The organism is Hydrogenophaga sp., from assembly GCF_019635465.1.
Taxonomy (GTDB): domain Bacteria; phylum Pseudomonadota; class Gammaproteobacteria; order Burkholderiales; family Burkholderiaceae_C; genus Hydrogenophaga.
Map to the genome: position 1 here is coordinate 23014 of NZ_JAHBZK010000012.1, position 17366 is coordinate 40379.

Genomic DNA, 17366 nt, shown 5'->3' on the forward strand with positions numbered 1-17366 from the left:
CGGCGGTGCAAACGGCATGGGCACACCAGACCGTCCTGTTGAACGAAGCCGTCGAGGCGCTGTCGATCAACCCGGACGGGCACTATGTGGACGCGACCTTCGGGCGCGGCGGTCACAGCCGCGCCATCCTGCAGAGGCTCTCGCCCGCTGGGCGATTGACCGTCTTCGACAAAGATCCCCAGGCGATCGAGGTGGCGCAGGCGTTGGCCGCATCGGATGTGCGCCTGCAGGTGCGCCACGAAGGTTTTCGCGCACTGAGCGAACTGGGGCCATCCGTGGTGGACGGCGTCTTGATGGATCTCGGCGTGAGCTCTCCCCAGATCGACGACCCGTCGCGCGGCTTCTCGTTTCGCCACGACGGTCCGCTGGACATGCGCATGGACACCACGCGGGGGCAAAGCGTCGCCCAGTGGCTCGAGACGGTTTCGGTATCCACCCTGGCGGAGGTCATTCGTGACTATGGCGAAGAACGGTTTGCTGCACCGATTGCAAAGGCGATTGATCGCCGCCGACAGGAACGGGGCCCTTTTCGAACCACCCGTGAGCTGGCCGAAGTCGTGGCTGGCGCGGTCAAAACCCGCGAGCCGGGCAAGGACCCTGCAACGCGCACATTTCAGGCTCTTCGGATTTTCATCAACGCCGAGCTTGAAGAACTGCAAGCGGCGCTAGCCGCCAGCCTGGTTGTGCTCAAGGAAGGCGGGCGACTCGTGGTCATCAGCTTCCACTCTCTGGAAGACCGCATGGTCAAGCAGTTCATGGCGCGCCATTCGCGCACCGTGGTGGACCGACGTGCTCCTTTTGCCGAGCCGGCGCCCATGCAGTTGGTGGACGTGTCGCGGGTGATGCCTTCCGCCGGTGAGGTCGCCGGCAACCCGCGTGCGCGAAGTGCCGTCATGCGCGTGGCCACCCGAACGGGGGTGTCGCCGTGATCCGCCTCAACCTGGTGCTGCTGCTGGCGGTGCTGGCCAGCGCGTTCTATCTGGTGCACACCCAGTACGAGTCGCGCCGCGTCTACGCCGCGCTGGACAAGGCGCAGGCACAGGGTCGCCGTCTGGATGCCGAACACGAGCAACTGGTGGTGCAGCGCCGCGCGCAGGCCACTCCGGCCCGCGTGCAGCAGTTGGCCGCCAAGCAGCTGCAAATGCGATCGGTGACGCCCGGCATCACGCAATACGTCAATCCGGCCGCGTCGCCTGCGCCCACGACGGAGACGACGCGATGAGGCGCAGCATCAACTACACCTCCAGCCCCTTGCTGGCCAGCAAGACGCCGGTGTGGCGAAGCAAGTTCATCGTGGCCTGCCTGGCCATGGCCTTCGCGGGGCTGGCGGCCCGGGCTGCGTATGTGCAGGTGCTGGGCAACGACTTCTTCCAGCGCCAGGGTGAAGTGCGCTATGCCCGCACGCTCGACCTGCCGGCCAACCGGGGACGCGTGCTGGACCGCAATGGCCTGATCCTGGCTTCCAGCGTGGTGGCCCAGAGCATCTGGGCGATACCAGACGACGTGGACAAGCGTCACCCCAAACTGCGGGAACTGGCGCGTCTGCTCGACATGCCGTTGAGTGAGCTGCGCAAACGCCTGGCCGACGACGACAAGAGCTTCGTCTGGATCAAGCGCCAGGTGGATGAGCCGGTGGCCAGGCAGATATCGGAGCTGGACATCAAGGGCATCTATCAGCGCCGCGAGTACAAGCGTCAGTACCCCGAGGGTGAGGCCGCCGCGCATGTCGTGGGCTTCACCAACGTCGAGGATCGCGGGCAGGAGGGCGTGGAGCTGGCCTTCAATCAGCAGTTGGCCGGCAAGGCGGGTTCGCGCCGTGTCATCAAGGATCGCCTGGGCCGCGTGGTGGAGGATGTGCGCGACGTGGTGCCGCCGGTCGACGGGCCCGATCTGCAACTGTCCATCGACAGCAAGGTTCAGTACTTCGCCTGGCAGAAACTGCGCGAAGCGGTGCAACTGCACAAGGCGCGCGCCGGCAGCGTGATCGTGGTCGACACCATCACGGGCGAGGTGCTTGCGCTGGCCAACTACCCCAGCTACGACCCCAACCACCGCCGCAACCTCAGCGGCGAGCAGTTGCGCAACCGTGTGCTGACCGACACCTTCGAGCCCGGCTCGACGATGAAGCCCTTCATCACGGCGCTGGCGCTCGACAAAGGCATGGTCACCCCCAATACGCCGGTCAATACCGCGCCGGGGCGCATCACGATTGGTGGCTCCACCATCCGCGACACACACCCCTCCGAGGTGCTGACCGTCTCGCAGATCATCCAGAAGTCGAGCAACGTCGGCACGGTCAAGCTGGCCATGCAGATGAGCCCGCGCGAGATGTGGGAAACCTATGCGCAGGCCGGCTTCGGGCAGAAGCCGCACGTGCCGTTTCCGGGCGCGGTGGCCGGCCGGCTGCGGCCTTACAAAAGCTGGCGCCCGATCGAGCAGGCCACGATGAGCTACGGCTACGGTCTGTCGACGTCACTGTTCCAGCTGGCGCAGGCCTACACCATCTTTGCGCGCGACGGCGAGTTGATTCCGCTGACCCTGCTGCGCAGCGAAACGCCCGCGCAGGGCGTTCGTGTGTTCAGCGCGGCCAATACGCGCGCCGTGCGCCACATGCTGGGGCTGGCCACGCAACCCGGCGGTACGGCCACCAAGGCACAGACCATGGGCTACTCGGTGGGTGGCAAGACCGGTACAGCGCGCAAGCAGGAAGGCAAGGGCTACGCCGAAGACAAGTACCGCGGGTTCTTCGTGGGCATCGCGCCGATCGAGCAGCCGCGCATCATCGTCGCCGTGATGATCGATGAGCCGCGCGACGGCCAGTTCTACGGCGGCACGGTGGCGGCGCCGGTCTTCAGCGAAACCGTGCAGCAGACCCTGCGCATTCTTGGCGTGCAGCCCGACATGAACGTCAAACCGCAGATCAATGCCGAGCCGGTGGAGGAGTCGTTCTGATGGTGCAGACACTCATCCAACCCCTGGCCGCTGCCACCTGGTTGCGCGCCAGCGTGACCGGCGAACTGGTGTGCGACAGCCGTCGTGTGCGCCCAGGCGACGGATTCGTGGCCTGGCCGGGCGCGGCCACCGACGGTCGCCGGTTTGTCGAGGACGCCTTGCACGCGGGCGCCGGCGCGGCGGTCGTCGAGCGTGAGGGCCTGGAGGCGTTTGGCTTTCGCGACGATCCCCGCGTGCTCGCGGTGCCATCGTTGAAGGTGCAGGCGGGCCCCATTGCCAGCGCGTTCTGCCACGAGCCCAGTGGCGCGCTCGAGGTTGTGGCCATCACCGGCACCAATGGCAAGACGTCCAGCGCCTGGTGGCTGGCGCAACTGCTGTCGGCCTGCGACCACCCGGCCGCGGTGGTCGGCACGCTCGGCATGGGTCGCCCGGGCGAGGCATTGCAGGTCACCGGCCTGACCACGCCCGACCCGGTGCAGTTGCAACACCAGTTGCGGCGTTTTGTGGATGCGGGCCTGCGCGCCGTGGCCATCGAGGCCTCGTCCATCGGTGTGGTCGAAGGGCGTCTCAATGGCACCCGCATTTCGGTGGGTGTGTTCACCAACTTCACGCAAGACCACCTCGACTACCACGGTTCGATGGAAGCCTATTGGGCTGCCAAACAGGCCCTGTTCGACTGGGTGGGTCTCAAGGCCGCTGTGGTCAACATCGACGACGCCCGCGGCGCTTTGTTGCCCGACCATCTGGCCGGGCGCGGCCTGGACGTCTGGACGGTGGCCATCGACGCCCCGGCGCGGTTGATGGCGCAAGCGCTTCAAGTGACCGCCGAGGGCCTGGCCTTCGATCTGGTCGAGCGCGACCACCTAGGCAACGAGCGCCACCGCAGCCAGGTGCGCGTGCCCATGGTCGGCCGCTACAACGTGCACAACCTGCTGGGGGTGATGGCCGCTGCGCGGGCGTTGGGTGTGTCCATGGGTGCGGTGTTGCAAGGTCTGGGCGCACTGACGCCGGTGCCTGGTCGCATGGAGCCGGCATGCGCCGACCAGCCCGATCAACCCCTGGTGCTGGTGGACTACGCCCACACGCCGGATGCGCTCGAGAAGGCGCTGCGCGCCGCCAAGCCCCTGGCCCACGCCCGCCAGGGCCGGCTGTGGGTGGTGATCGGCTGTGGGGGTGACCGCGATCCGGGCAAGCGGCCCCTGATGGCCGCCGTGGCCGAGCGCGACAGCGATCGCGCGGTACTGACCAGCGACAACCCACGCTGCGAGGCGCCCGAATCGATCCTGGAGCAGATGGCGCAGGGGCTGTCATCGGCCCAGGCCGCCCGGACCATCGTCGACCGCGCCGAGGCCATCGCCTGGGTGGTGCGCGAGGCAGCGCCTGCTGATGTAGTGCTGGTGGCCGGCAAGGGGCATGAGGATTACCAGGAGGTGGCCGGCGTGAAGTCACCGTTCTCCGACCTGGCGCACGCGCGCACGGCGCTGGCGACGCGCAGAGGGGTTGCCGCATGAAGACCATCGCCGAGCTGCTGTCAGGCCTCACCAACGCGCGGGCCATGGGTGCGATCAATGCGCCGGTGCTGCGGGTGCACACCGACACGCGCAGCCTTCAAGCGGGCGATCTGTTCGTGGCGCTCAAAGGTGAGCGCTTCGACGCGCACGACTTTCTGCCGCAGGCGCTGGCGGCCGGCGCAGTGGGCGCGGTGGCCGAGCACGGACTCGTGGCAGCGGGGTTGCCCGGTGTCGAGGTGCCGGACAGCTTTGCCGCCCTGTTGCAGCTGGCGCACGACTGGCGTGCACAGTTCGATCTGCCGCTGATCGCCGTCACCGGCAGCAATGGCAAGACCACGGTCACCCAGATGATCGCCAGCATCCTGCGCGCCCACGCGGGCGAGGCTGCGCACGCCACGCAAGGCAACTTCAACAACCACATCGGTGTGCCGCTGACGCTGCTGCGCTTGAACGCGTCGCACCGTTGCTCGGTGGTTGAGCTCGGCATGAACCACCCGGGTGAGATCACTCAGCTGGCCACTGTGGCGGCACCCACGGTGGCCCTGGTCAACAACGCCCAGCGCGAGCACCAGGAGTTCATGAGCAGCATCGAAGCGGTCGCGCGCGAGAACGGCAGCGTGATCTCGGCGCTGGCCGCCGATGGCGTGGCCGTGTTCCCGAGCGACGACATCCACACCCCGCTCTGGCAATCGCTGGCTGCGGAGCGGCGCGTCGTCTCGTTCAGCGATGTCGATCCCGAAGCTACCGTGCGCGCGCATTCGGCCCGTTGGCTGGGTGAGGCCTGGGCACTGCACATGGCCACGCCGCTGGGCGATGCCGAGGTCACGCTGCGTATCGCCGGGCAGCACAACGTGCGCAATGCGCTGGCGGCCGCTGCCTGTGCAGTGGCTGCGGGCCTGCCGCTGGCGGCGATCGCGCAAGGTCTCAATGCGTTCGAGCCGGTCGGTGGGCGTTCGCGCGCGCTGGCGCTGCAGATCGACGGGCGAGTCGTGACCCTGGTGGACGACAGCTACAACGCCAACCCCGACTCGGTGCGTGCCGCCATCGAGGTACTGGGCACTTTGCCAGGCCCGCACCTGCTGGTACTGGGCGACATGGGCGAGGTGGGCGATCAGGGATTGGCGTTTCACCTGGAGGTGTTGCGCCATGCCTTTGCGCGCGGCATCGACGAGGTCCGTGTGAGTGGCGAGTTCATGCGTGCCGCCACGCTGGCGCTGCGTGCCTCAGGCGAACCCGCGCCCCAGGTGGTGGACGACGTGGACGCACTGGCCGCCGATGTGGCGGCCGAGGTGTCCACCGGCGCAGTGGCCAGCGTGTTGGTCAAGGGGTCCCGATTCATGCGCATGGAGCGCGTGGTGCGTGCGGTGCGCGCGCTCGACCCGACCCAGGAACAGAACAACAAGGACGGATCGCATGCTGCCTAGCGTCGCTCTCTGGCTGCAAGGCCTCTCGCCCGACCTGGGCTTTCTGCGGGTCTTTCAGTACCTCACCTTCCGTGCGGTGATGGCGGCTGTCACTGCGTTGGTGGTGGGGCTGGTGGCGGGGCCGTGGTTCATCCGCCGCCTGGCCGCGCTCAAGATCGGTCAGCCGATTCGCGAGTACGCGATGCAGACCCACCTGTCCAAGGGGGGAACCCCCACCATGGGCGGCGTGCTCATCCTGTTCGCCATCGCGCTGTCCACACTGCTGTGGTTCAACTGGAGCAACCGCTTCGTGTGGATCGTGCTGCTGGTGACGGTGGGCTTCGGTGCCGTCGGCTGGGCGGACGACTGGCGCAAGGTGGTGCACAAGAACCCCGAAGGCATGCGCTCGCGCGAGAAGTACTTCTGGCAGTCCGTCATCGGCCTGGTGGCGGCGTTCTACCTCGTGTTCGCCGTGTCCGAGACCAGCAACGCACGGGTCTTCGAGCTCTTCATCGACTGGGTCAAATCCGGCTTCACCGTCGATCTGCCGCCGCAATCGGGCTTTCTCGTGCCCTTCTTCAAGGAGGTGAGCTACCCCCTGGGTGTGGTGGGCTTCGTGATCCTCACCTACCTCGTGATCGTGGGGGCCAGCAACGCGGTCAACCTCACCGATGGCCTGGACGGGCTGGCCATCATGCCGGTGGTCATGGTGGGCTCGGCCCTGGGCGTGTTCTGCTACGTCACGGGCAACGCCGTGTTCGCGCGCTACCTGCTGCTGCCACACATTCCCGGCGCGGGCGAACTGCTCATCTTCTGCGCGGCCATGGCCGGCGCGGGCCTGGCCTTTCTCTGGTTCAACACCCACCCGGCGCAGGTGTTCATGGGTGATGTCGGCGCACTCGCGCTCGGCGGCGCACTGGGCACCATCGCCGTGATCGTGCGCCAGGAGATCCTGCTCGCCATCATGGGCGGCATCTTCGTCGTCGAAGCCCTGTCGGTGATGCTGCAGGTGAGCTACTTCAAGTACACGAAGAAGCGCTTCGGCGAGGGCCGTCGCCTGTTCCAGATGGCGCCGTTGCACCACCACTTCGAAAAGAAGGGCTGGAAGGAGACCCAGGTGGTGGTGCGCTTCTGGATCATCACCATGCTGCTGTGCCTGATCGGCCTGTCCACCCTCAAGCTGCGATGACCGATCAACCCGTCCTCATCCTCGGTCTCGGCACCTCCGGCCTGTCGATGGCGCGTTGGTGCGCGCGCCAGGGCGCGCGCGTGACGGTGGCCGACACGCGCGAGCAGCCGCCGCAATTGGCTGCGCTGCGCCAGACCTGTCCGCAAGCGACGTTCATCGCCGGGTCGTTCGACGACGCGCTGCTCGCGCGCGCATCCTGGGCCCTGATCGCGCGCAGCCCCGGCCTGGCGCCCACGGCTCTGCAAGCGGTGTTCGCGCATGCACGGACCAGCGGCACGGCGGTGGCGACCGAACTCGATCTGTTTGCGCAGGCCCTGCACGCGCTGTCGCAACGCGAGCGCTTTCCCTACCGGCCCCAGGTGCTGGCCATCACCGGCACCAACGGCAAGACCACGGTCACGTCTCTGTGCGCCTTGCTGCTGGAGCGCACGGGCTGGCAGGTGGCCACCGCGGGCAATATCGGTCCGGCCATGCTGGACGTGTTGACGGCCGCACTCGACGCCGAAGCACTGGCACAGCAGGCGGACGATGAACGTGCGGCAGCGCAAGCGGCTGAAGCCGAGGCGGACAGCGCAGACGCGCCGGTTGCGCTTGACGTGCCCCCGTCTGATGCCGACGAAGCGACCCGCGACGACGAAGCCCCCGCCGCTGACGGCGTTGACGTCGACACGGAGCCTGTCGCGAACGTCGACGACGAGGACGATGACGGTCCCACGCTGCTGGTGCCGCCCCCCGCACCGCCGGTGCCGCCACCGCATCTGCCGCGCGCCTGGGTGCTCGAGCTCTCGAGCTTCCAGCTCGACGGCGCAGCCGATCGCAACGGTGAAGGCGCCAGTGAGAGCGCCTGGGCGTCGGTGCCCACCGCAGCGACGGTGCTCAACCTCACCGAAGACCACCTCGACTGGCACGGCAGCATGGACGCTTATGCGCAGGCCAAGGCGGCGGTGTTCGGTGCGCAGGCTTTGATGGTGCTCAACCGCGACGATCCGCGGGTCATCGCCATGAAGCCGGGCCTGGTCACCGTCAAGATCGGCAACCGCAACCGGCAGGTGCCCGCGCGGGCGTGGTGCAGCTTCGGGCTCGATGCACCCGACCGTGCCGGCGACTGGGGTCTGGAAACCGTCAATGGCATGACCTGGCTGGTGCGGGCGCTGGCGCTCGACGAAACGCGCAGCAAGGCCCGCGGCGCCATTGAGGACGAAGAGCTCTACTTCCAGCGCCTCATGCCGGCCGAGGCCTTGCGCATTCGCGGCCGCCACAACGCGGCCAACGCCCTGGCTGCGCTGGCGCTGGCCACCTCCACCGGTGCACCGCTGGGGCCGATGCTGCATGGGCTGCGCGAGTACCGTGGCGAGCCACACCGCGTGGAGCCGGTCGCCATCCTGGATGGCGTCGAGTACTTCGACGACAGCAAGGGCACCAACGTGGGTGCGACGCTCGCGGCGGTCAACGGCCTGGGTGCCGAGCGCCGCCTCGTGGTCATTCTGGGCGGCGACGGCAAGGGGCAGGACTTCGCGCCGCTGGCCGACGCGCTGGCGCGCCACGCGCGCGCCGTGCTGCTGATCGGCCGTGACGCCGCCCTGATTCGCGCGTCGATCGGCGACGCCCTGTCGGCCGCTGGCGTGGGCGTGGAGGACGTTGGCCATCTGGAAGCCGCGGTGTCGCAGGCGGCGACGCTGGCGCAGTCGGGCGATGCGGTGCTGATGTCGCCGGCCTGCGCCAGCCTGGACCAGTTCCGCAACTACGAGCACCGCGCCGAGGTGTTTGTGGCTGCGGTGCGTGAACTGGCCGAGGCGCGCGGCATGAGCCTGGAGGGTGGTCTGTGAGCAAACGCAAGGCCAGCACCGTCAAGGCGGCGACACCCGGTCGCTGGGCGGCGCTGCGTGCGCGCCTGTTCGGCTGGTTGCCCGCGCTCGGCGGTGCCGATCTGGCTGGGGCAGGGGACATCCCGGTGCGTTTGTCCAGCCGCAGCTACGGCCGCGCACGTGGCGTGTCGGTCGGCGTGACCGGTTTCGACCAGCCCCTCATGTGGGTGGTGTTCGCCATCATGGCCTGGGGCCTGGTCATGGTGTATTCCGCCTCCATCGCCTTGCCCGACAACCCGCGTTTCGCGGCTTACACCCACACCCATTTCGTGGTGCGCCATGCCATGTCGATGGTCATCGGCGTTGTGGCGGCGTTGCTGGCGTTCCAGGTGCCCGTCAAGACCTGGGAACGCCTGGCACCCTATCTCTTCGCGATCGCGCTGGTCCTGATGGTGGTGGTGCTGATCCCGGTCATTGGCAAGGGTGTCAACGGCGCGCGGCGCTGGATCTCGCTGGGCATCATGAACTTCCAGCCGTCCGAGCTCGGCAAGCTCTCGGTGCTGCTGTATGCGGCCAGCTACATGGTCCGCAAGATGGAGATCAAGGAGAACTTCTGGCAGGCGGTGCTGCCCATGGCGGTGGCGCTGGGCGTGGTGGGCACCCTGCTGCTGGCGCAGCCCGACATGGGCGCCTTCATGGTGATCGTGGTGATCGCCATGGGCATCCTGTTCCTTGGTGGCGTCAACGCACGCATGTTCTTCCTGATCGCGGCGGTGGTGGTGGCGGCCTTCGCCATGATGATCATGGCCAGCGAATGGCGGCGCGAGCGCATCTTTGCCTACCTCGATCCCTGGAGCGAAGAGCATGCGCTGGGCAAGGGCTACCAACTGTCGCACGCACTGATTGCCTTCGGGCGCGGCGAAATCTTCGGTGTCGGCCTGGGCGGTAGTGTTGAAAAGCTCAACTGGCTGCCCGAAGCCCACACCGATTTCCTGCTGGCCGTCATCGGCGAAGAGTTCGGCCTCGCCGGTGTGGTCACGCTGATCGGCCTGTTCCTGTGGCTCACGCGCCGCGTCATGCACATCGGCCGACAGGCCATCGCGCTCGACCAGGTGTTTGCGGGCCTGGTGGCGCAGGGCGTGGGCCTGTGGTTCGGCTTCCAGGCCTTCATCAACATCGGGGTCAACCTCGGTGCTTTGCCGACCAAGGGCCTGACCTTGCCGTTCATGAGCTACGGCGGCTCGGCCATTCTGCTCAACCTGGTGGCCCTGGCCATCGTGCTGCGGGTGGACTACGAGAACCGCGAAATGATGCGGGGGGTGCGATCGTGACGTGCACCTTCTCCTTCTGCTTTGCGGTGCGGATGACAATTGATGTCGCCCTGCGGGCGTTCATGACAGATGACTGCCGTGCGCCGACGCGGTCCGGTCATTCGTCATGCGGGGGCGAAGCCCCGCGTCATTCGTCGTCAGGAGGGACAGGCGCATGACCCGCCAACCCTGCGCCCTCGTGATGGCTGGCGGCACCGGTGGCCACATCTTCCCGGGCCTGGCCGTGGCCGAGGCGTTGCGCGCGCGCGGCTGGCGCGTGCACTGGCTGGGCGCGCCCGCCAGCATGGAAAGCCGGCTGGTGCCGCCGCGCGGGTTCCCGCTGGAGTCGGTGGCCTTTGGTGGTTTGCGCGGCAAGGGTTTGCTCACCAAGCTGTTGTTGCCGCTGAACCTGCTGCGTGCCTTCTGGCAAAGCCTGCAGGTGGTGCGCCGGGTCAAGCCCGACGTGCTGGTGGGCCTGGGCGGCTACATCACCTTCCCGGGCGGGATGATGGGTGTTCTGCTGGGCAAACCCCTGGTGTTGCACGAACAGAACTCGATCGCCGGCCTGGCCAACAAGGTGTTGGCCGAGGTGGCCGACCGCCGCTTCAGTGCATTCCCGAATGCGCTGGCCAAGGCCGAGTGGGTGGGCAACCCCTTGCGCGAGGCCTTCCTGCAGCAAGCCGCGCCGGCCGAGCGCTTTGCCGGCCGCGGTGGTCCACTCAAGGTGCTCATCGTCGGCGGCAGCCTGGGCGCTCAGGCACTCAATCGCGTGGTGCCCCAGGCGCTCGCGCGCATTCCGCTGGATCAACGCCCATTGGTGCTGCACCAGAGCGGCGAGAAACAGATCGACGCCTTGCGCGCCAACTACGCCGCTGCCGGCGTGGACGCAGAGCTCACCCCTTTCATCGACGACACCGCCAGCGCTTACGCCGAAGCCGACCTGGTCATCGCACGCGCGGGCGCCAGCACGGTCACCGAACTGGCGGCCGTGGGGGCGGCGTCCCTGCTGGTGCCGTTCCCGGCGGCGGTGGACGACCACCAGACGCACAACGCCCGCTTCCTGGTCGACGCCGGCGCGGCCTGGCTCGAAGCCCAGGCCGGACTCACACCCGAAAAGCTCTCGGCGCTGCTGATGGCGCTGGACCGCGAGCGCCTGCTGGCCATGGCCGAGAAGGCGCGCACGGTGGCCAGGACCGGTGCGGTTGAAGCGGTGGTGGGCGCTTGCGCCGAACTCGCGAAAGTCAGATCCGAATGAAGCACGCCATCCGTCACATCCATTTCGTCGGCATCGGTGGCGCCGGCATGAGCGGCATCGCCGAGGTGTTGCTCAACCAGGGTTACCGCATCTCGGGCAGCGACCTGGGCGACTCGGCCGCCACGCGCCGCCTGACCGCGCTCGGCGCCGAGGTGTTCCAGGGGCACGACGCACAGCACATCGACGGCGCAGACGCCATCGTCACCTCCACTGCCGTGAAGGCCGACAACCCCGAGGTGGTCGCAGCGCATGCGCGGCTGATCCCTGTGGTGCCGCGCGCGGTCATGCTGGCCGAGCTGATGCGCCTGAAGAAGGGCGTGGCGATTGCCGGCACACACGGCAAGACCACCACCACCAGCCTGGTGGCCAGTGTGCTGGCCGAGGCGGGGCTGGACCCGACCTTCGTCATCGGTGGCCGGCTCAACAGCGCGGGTGCCAATGCGGCGCTGGGCAGCGGCGAATACATCGTGGTCGAGGCCGATGAGTCCGACGCCTCGTTCCTGAACCTGCTGCCCATGATCTCGGTGATCACCAACATCGACGCCGACCACATGGACACTTACGGGCACGACTTCGGGCGCCTCAAGGGGGCGTTCGTGGAGTTCCTGCACAAGATGCCGTTCTACGGCGCCGCCGTGGTGTGCGTGGACGACGCCGCGGTGCGCGAGATCCTGCCGCAGATCGCGCGGCCGATCACCAGCTACGGCATCGACAGCGAAGACGCGCAGGTGCGTGCGTTGAACGTGCGTGCGGTCGGCGGCCAGATGCACTTCACCGTGCAGCGCCGCAATGGCGTGGCGCTGCCCGACATGGATGTGGTGCTCAACCTGCCCGGTCGCCACAACGTGCTCAACGCGCTCGCCGCCATCGGCATCGCGGTCGAACTCGGTGTGCCGGACAACGCCGTGCGCAAGGCATTGGCGGATTTCAAAGGCGTGGGGCGCCGCTTCCAGCGCTATGGCGAGGCCCTGCTGCCCGGCGGTGGCCACATCACCGTGGTGGACGACTACGGCCACCACCCGGTCGAAATGGCGGCCACCATCGCTGCCGCGCGCGGTGCCTTCCCTGGCCGACGCCTGGTGCTGGCCTTTCAGCCGCACCGCTACACCCGCACGCGCGATTGCTTCGAGGACTTCGTCAAGGTCATCGGTCAGGCCGACGCCGTGTTGCTGGCCGAGGTCTACGCCGCGGGCGAAGCCCCCATCGTGGCGGCCGACGGCCGATCGCTGGCGCGGGCCTTGCGCGTGGCCGGCAAGCTCGAGCCGGTGTTCGTCGACGACATCGCCGCCATGCCACAAGCGGTGCTCGACAACGGCCGCGATGGCGATGTGGTGCTGTGCATGGGGGCCGGCTCGGTGGGGGCCGTCGCCGCAAAGATCATGGAGTTGGCGAAATGATGGCAAATCACTGCGCGTTGTGGGCGCTCATGACGAATGACGGCGCGCTGCGCGCTGCGATGACAAATGACTGCGTCGTGCGGGCATCTGCTGGTCATTTGTCATGCAGGCGCAACGCGCCGCGTCATTCGTCATGCGGGAGCAAGCATGGTTGACGTCAAGACCTTCGGTAAGGTTGCCGTGCTCATGGGTGGTCGCTCCGCCGAGCGCGAGGTCTCGCTCATGTCGGGCACGGGGGTGCTCAAGGCGCTGCAATCGAAAGGGGTGGATGCGCACGCTTTCGACCCAGCCGAGCGCGAGCTGGGCGAGCTCAAGCGCGATGGATTTGCTCGCTGCTTCATTGCCCTGCACGGGCGCTTTGGTGAAGACGGCACGGTGCAAGGCGCGCTGGAGTTGCTGGGCATTCCCTACACCGGCCCTGGCGTGATGGCCTCCAGCGTGGCGATGGACAAGCTGATGACCAAGCGCATCTGGGTGGCCGAGGGGCTGTCCACGCCCGCCTGGCGCCAGGTGCGCAGCGCCACCGAAACGCGCGAAGCCTTTGCGGCACTGGGCTCGCCCATGATCGTCAAGCCGGTGCGCGAGGGATCGACCATCGGCCTGAGCAAGGTGGTGAGTGCCGATGAGTGCGAGGCTGCGTACGCCATGGCGTCGAAGCTCGATCCGATGGTGATGTGCGAGCAGTTCATCAGCGGCGACGAGGTGACCTGCCCGGTGCTGGGCACGGACGACGGCGCGCGTGCGCTGCCGGTGATCCGCATCATCGCGCCCGAAGGCAACTACGACTACCAGAACAAATACTTCACCGACGACACCCAATACCTCGTGCCCTGCGGCTTGCCCGCTGGCGAAGAGGTGGCGATCCAGGCGCTGGTGTTGCAGGCCTACCGCACCCTGGGTTGCCGCGGCTGGTCGCGCGCCGACGTGATGATCGACGCCGCCACCCGCAAGCCCTACCTGCTCGAGATCAACACCTCGCCCGGCATGACCGGCCATTCGCTCGTGCCCATGTCGGCGCGCGCCGCCGGCCTGTCTTACGAGGACCTGTGTGTACAGATCCTGGCCACCGCCAGTCTGGACAACGCCTGACCACCCCACGCGATATGGCGAACACCGAACTGCCCCTGGACGTGAAGCTGATGGCCCTGGCCACCCAGCTCCTGCTGGGTGTGTTCGCGCTGCTGTCGCTGGGCGCGGTGGCGACCTGGGCTGTGCGTCACCCGGTCTGGACGGTCAAGGGCATCGTGGTGGCCGGTGACGTCTCCCACCAGAACGCGGTGACCCTGCGCGCGCAACTGGCCACGCAGATGCGCTCGCGGCTGTCGTCGAGCTTTCTCACCATCGATCTGCAGCAGGTGCGCGAGATGTTCGAGCAAGTGGCCTGGGTGCGTCGCGCAGTGGTCCAGCGCGACTTTCCCAACCGGTTGCGCGTCACCATCGAAGAACACCAGCCGGTGGCCTGGTGGGGCGAGGCCGGCTCGGGCCAACTGGTCAACACGCTGGGCGAGGTCTTTGACGCCAGCCCGGACGACGCCGACAACCTGCCGGAACTGGTCGGGCCCGCAGGCCGCTCCGCCGATGTGTGGGCGCTGTTCCAGACCCTGCAACCTGTGTTCGCGCGCATTGATCTGGGCATCGAACGCCTGGAGCTGGGCGAGCGCGGCAGCTGGCGCGCCCACCTGCACAACGGTGCCGACATCGACCTCGGGCGCGGCACGCCCGACGAACTCACGGCCCGTGTGCAGCGCTTCGTCGGCACGCTGCCCCAGCTCACCGAACGCTACGCCGGCCCGCTGCTGGCGGCCGACCTGCGCTACCCCAACGGCTACGCGCTGCGCATCCGCGGCGTGACCACCGACAACGCACCCACTCCCACCTCGAAACGGTAATCGCACGCACCCATCATGGCCAAGGAATACAAGGACCTCGTCGTCGGACTCGACATCGGCACCGCCAAGATCATGGTGGTGGTGGCCGAGGTACAGCCCGGCGGCACGCTCAAGCTGGCCGGCCTGGGCGTATCGGAGAGCCACGGCCTCAAGCGCGGGGTGGTGGTCAACATCGACGCCACGGTGCAAAGCATCCAGCAGGCCCTGAAAGAAGCCGAGCTGATGGCCGACTGCCGCATTGCCCGCGTCTACACCGGCATCACCGGCAGTCACATCCGGGGCATCAACAGCAGCGGCATGGTGGCCATCAAGGACCGCGAGGTCAGCGCCACCGACGTCGCACGGGTGATCGAGACGGCCAAGGCCATCAACATCTCGACCGACCAGCGCCTGCTGCTTGTGGAGCCGCAGGAGTTCGTGATCGACGGGCAGGAGGTGAAAGAGCCGATCGGCATGAGTGGCATCCGCCTGGAGGCCAAGGTGCACATCGTCACCGGCGCCCAGAGCGCGGCCGAGAACATCATCAAGTGCGTGCGCCGCTGCGGGCTGGAAGTGGATCAGCTCATGCTCAACCCGCTGGCCTCGAGTCAGGCAGTGCTCACCGACGACGAGAAAGAGCTTGGCGTGGCGCTGGTCGACATTGGCGCCGGCACCACCGACGTGGCCATCTTCTCGGGCGGCGCGATCCGCCACACCGCGGTCATTCCGATTGCTGGCGACCTGATCACCAGCGACATCGCCATGGCGCTGCGCACGCCGACCAAGGACGCCGAGGACATCAAGGTAGAGAGTGGCTGTGCCAAGCAGCTGCTGGCCGACCCGGATACCCAGGTCGAGGTGCCCGGCCTGGGCGATCGCGGTCCGCGCATGCTGGGTCGGCAGGCGCTGGCCGGCGTGATCGAGCCCCGCGTGGAGGAGATCTTCTCGCTGGTGCAGCAGGTGCTGCGCGACAGCGGCCACGAAGAAATGCTCTCCAGCGGCATCGTGCTCACCGGTGGCAGTTCGGTCATGCCCGGCATGGTCGAGCTCGGTGAGGACATCTTCCTGAAGCCGGTGCGCCGTGGCGTGCCCAATTACACCAGCGCGCTGTCCGACATGGTGGCGCAGACGCGCGCCGCCACGGTCATGGGCTTGCTCGAAGAAGCACGCCTGGCCAGGGTGCGTGGCCACAAGGTGGCGCAGAAGGCGGGCTCGATGTCCAGCGCCTTCGAGCGCGTGAAGAACTGGTTTGTGGGGACGTTTTGATGAGCGCTCCACAAACCCTGCTCCTGGCCCACGGTCCCCCCACGTGGCGATGTCGACGACGACGAGGACGGTGTGCCGAACACACCGGACCCCCCGGATGACCCGAACCCTGGCCTTCCGAACATCACCAGACAAACAGGCAACTGCATCAAGGAGTACGCAATGAGCATCGAAATGATCGAAGTCGAAGAATTCAACCTGGGCACGCAGATCAAAGTCATCGGCGTGGGCGGCGGCGGCGGCAACGCGGTCGAGCACATGATTGCGCGCCAGGTCCAGGGCGTGGAGTTCATCTGCGCCAACACCGACGCGCAGGCACTGGCCCGCAGCGCGTCGCACAAGACCATTCAGCTCGGCATCACCGGTCTGGGCGCCGGCAGCAAGCCCGAGAAGGGCCGCGAGGCCGCCGAGGGTGCGGTGGACAGCATCCGCGAAGCCATCGACGGCGCGCACATGCTCTTCATCACCGCCGGCATGGGTGGTGGCACCGGCACTGGCGCCGCGCCGGTGATCGCCCGCGTGGCCAAGGAAATGGGCATCCTCACCGTCGGCGTGGTGACCAAGCCGTTCGACTGGGAAGGCGGCCGTCGCATGACCAACGCCGACAACGGCCTGGCCGAGCTCGAAGCCAACGTCGACTCGCTGATCGTGGTGCTCAACGAAAAGCTGCTCGAAGTGCTGGGCGATGACATCACCCAGGACGAAGCCTTTGCGCACGCCAACGACGTGCTCAAGAACGCGGTGGGCGGCATCGCCGAGATCATCAACGAGTACGGCAACGTCAACGTCGACTTCGAAGACGTGCGCACCGTGATGGGTGAACCCGGCAAGGCCATGATGGGCACGGCCACGGCAGCCGGCCCGGACCGCGCGCGCATCGCCGCTGAGCAGGCCGTGGCCTGCCCGCTGCTCGAAGGCATCGACCTCTCGGGCGCCAAGGGCGTGCTGGTGCTGGTCACTGCGGCCAAGGGCTCGCTCAAGCTGTCGGAGTCCAAGCTGGCGATGAACACCATCCGCGCCTATGCCTCGGCCGAAGCCCACGTCATCTACGGTGCCGCCTACGACGACACCCTGGGCGACGAGATGCGTGTGACGGTGGTTGCCACCGGCCTGTCGCGCCAGGGCGCACGCCGCACGGCGCCGCCGCTGCAGGTGCTGCGCACCGGTACCGACAACGTGCCCTTCAATGTGCCGACGGTGAACCAGGCCGTGGGTGGCCCCGGCGCGGGCGCGGCAGGGAGCAACGGCCAGCCCGACTACCAGCACATGGCGGTGCCCAGTGTCTGGCGCACCAACCGCACCCAGGCCGCGGCCAAGGTGGATGCGTTGGCATCGGGCGGCATGGACGACTTCGAGATCCCGGCCTTCCTGCGCAAGCAGGCGGACTGAGGCGTGCCTGGGGGTGGGCTC

The 17366-nt window shown here is 67.6% G+C and carries 14 protein-coding genes; all 14 read left to right on the forward strand.

Annotated elements, in window-relative coordinates; translation table 11 throughout:
• The first annotated feature begins 5 nt into the window (after nt 1–5).
• The 14 genes from rsmH to ftsZ all read left to right on the forward strand — a co-directional run bounded on the left by rsmH (nt 6) and on the right by ftsZ (nt 17345).
• The gene (rsmH, locus tag KF871_RS12115; protein ID WP_291142604.1) at nt 6–929 is read left to right on the forward strand and encodes a 16S rRNA (cytosine(1402)-N(4))-methyltransferase RsmH; all 924 of its coding nucleotides are present in this window, start codon (nt 6–8) and stop codon (nt 927–929) included.
• The gene (gene ftsL / locus KF871_RS12120; RefSeq protein WP_291142606.1) at nt 926–1222 is read left to right on the forward strand and encodes a cell division protein FtsL; all 297 of its coding nucleotides are present in this window, start codon (nt 926–928) and stop codon (nt 1220–1222) included. Before rsmH ends, ftsL begins: the two co-directional genes overlap by 4 nt.
• A complete protein-coding gene (locus tag KF871_RS12125; RefSeq protein ID WP_291142608.1) occupies nt 1219–2952 on the forward strand; it encodes a penicillin-binding protein 2 in 1734 nt (577 codons plus the stop codon). The genes ftsL and KF871_RS12125 overlap by 4 nt, the downstream gene beginning before the upstream one ends.
• Nucleotides 2952–4463, forward strand: coding sequence for a UDP-N-acetylmuramoyl-L-alanyl-D-glutamate--2,6-diaminopimelate ligase (locus tag KF871_RS12130; RefSeq protein ID WP_291142610.1), 1512 nt, complete (start codon nt 2952–2954; stop codon nt 4461–4463). The genes KF871_RS12125 and KF871_RS12130 overlap by 1 nt, the downstream gene beginning before the upstream one ends.
• On the forward strand, nt 4460–5887 hold the full coding sequence (gene murF / locus KF871_RS12135; protein WP_291142613.1) for a UDP-N-acetylmuramoyl-tripeptide--D-alanyl-D-alanine ligase: 1428 nt from the start codon (nt 4460–4462) through the stop codon (nt 5885–5887). Before KF871_RS12130 ends, murF begins: the two co-directional genes overlap by 4 nt.
• The gene (gene mraY, locus KF871_RS12140; RefSeq protein ID WP_291142616.1) at nt 5877–7055 is read left to right on the forward strand and encodes a phospho-N-acetylmuramoyl-pentapeptide-transferase; all 1179 of its coding nucleotides are present in this window, start codon (nt 5877–5879) and stop codon (nt 7053–7055) included. The genes murF and mraY overlap by 11 nt, the downstream gene beginning before the upstream one ends.
• On the forward strand, nt 7052–8881 hold the full coding sequence (murD, locus tag KF871_RS12145; RefSeq protein ID WP_291142619.1) for a UDP-N-acetylmuramoyl-L-alanine--D-glutamate ligase: 1830 nt from the start codon (nt 7052–7054) through the stop codon (nt 8879–8881). Before mraY ends, murD begins: the two co-directional genes overlap by 4 nt.
• The gene (gene ftsW / locus KF871_RS12150) at nt 8878–10191 is read left to right on the forward strand and encodes a putative lipid II flippase FtsW (RefSeq protein ID WP_291142622.1); all 1314 of its coding nucleotides are present in this window, start codon (nt 8878–8880) and stop codon (nt 10189–10191) included. The genes murD and ftsW overlap by 4 nt, the downstream gene beginning before the upstream one ends.
• 154 nt (nt 10192–10345) lie before the next feature.
• Nucleotides 10346–11425, forward strand: coding sequence for an undecaprenyldiphospho-muramoylpentapeptide beta-N-acetylglucosaminyltransferase (gene murG, locus KF871_RS12155; protein ID WP_291142625.1), 1080 nt, complete (start codon nt 10346–10348; stop codon nt 11423–11425).
• The gene (murC, locus tag KF871_RS12160) at nt 11422–12822 is read left to right on the forward strand and encodes a UDP-N-acetylmuramate--L-alanine ligase (RefSeq protein WP_291142629.1); all 1401 of its coding nucleotides are present in this window, start codon (nt 11422–11424) and stop codon (nt 12820–12822) included. Before murG ends, murC begins: the two co-directional genes overlap by 4 nt.
• Nucleotides 12823–12969: 147 nt before the next feature.
• Nucleotides 12970–13911 (forward strand): D-alanine--D-alanine ligase, encoded by a 942-nt coding sequence (locus KF871_RS12165; protein WP_291142632.1) that lies wholly within the window; start codon nt 12970–12972, stop codon nt 13909–13911.
• Between the two features lie 14 nt (nt 13912–13925).
• Entirely contained in the window at nt 13926–14711 is a 786-nt protein-coding gene (locus KF871_RS12170) for a cell division protein FtsQ/DivIB (protein ID WP_291142635.1), read from the forward strand.
• A 15-nt stretch (nt 14712–14726) separates the two neighbouring features.
• Nucleotides 14727–15956, forward strand: a complete 1230-nt coding sequence (gene ftsA, locus KF871_RS12175) for a cell division protein FtsA (protein WP_291142638.1) — start codon at nt 14727–14729, stop codon at nt 15954–15956.
• Between the two features lie 162 nt (nt 15957–16118).
• Complete coding sequence (ftsZ, locus tag KF871_RS12180) at nt 16119–17345, forward strand: cell division protein FtsZ (protein ID WP_291142641.1); 1227 nt, start codon at nt 16119–16121, stop codon at nt 17343–17345.
• Nucleotides 17346–17366 lie beyond the last annotated feature (21 nt).

Excerpts from the sequence above, each read along its gene's own strand:
- ftsZ (WP_291142641.1), top strand. The coding sequence starts at position 16,119 with ATGAGCATCGAAATGATCGAAGTCGAAGAATTCAACCTGGGCACGCAG.
- KF871_RS12165 (WP_291142632.1), top strand. The coding sequence starts at position 12,970 with ATGGTTGACGTCAAGACCTTCGGTAAGGTTGCCGTGCTCATGGGTGGT.
- KF871_RS12130 (WP_291142610.1), top strand. The coding sequence starts at position 2,952 with ATGGTGCAGACACTCATCCAACCCCTGGCCGCTGCCACCTGGTTGCGC.
- KF871_RS12125 (WP_291142608.1), top strand. The coding sequence starts at position 1,219 with ATGAGGCGCAGCATCAACTACACCTCCAGCCCCTTGCTGGCCAGCAAG.
- mraY (WP_291142616.1), top strand. The coding sequence starts at position 5,877 with ATGCTGCCTAGCGTCGCTCTCTGGCTGCAAGGCCTCTCGCCCGACCTG.
- KF871_RS12170 (WP_291142635.1), top strand. The coding sequence starts at position 13,926 with ATGGCGAACACCGAACTGCCCCTGGACGTGAAGCTGATGGCCCTGGCC.
- murG (WP_291142625.1), top strand. The coding sequence starts at position 10,346 with ATGACCCGCCAACCCTGCGCCCTCGTGATGGCTGGCGGCACCGGTGGC.
- murC (WP_291142629.1), top strand. The coding sequence starts at position 11,422 with ATGAAGCACGCCATCCGTCACATCCATTTCGTCGGCATCGGTGGCGCC.
- murD (WP_291142619.1), top strand. The coding sequence starts at position 7,052 with ATGACCGATCAACCCGTCCTCATCCTCGGTCTCGGCACCTCCGGCCTG.
- murF (WP_291142613.1), top strand. The coding sequence starts at position 4,460 with ATGAAGACCATCGCCGAGCTGCTGTCAGGCCTCACCAACGCGCGGGCC.
- ftsA (WP_291142638.1), top strand. The coding sequence starts at position 14,727 with ATGGCCAAGGAATACAAGGACCTCGTCGTCGGACTCGACATCGGCACC.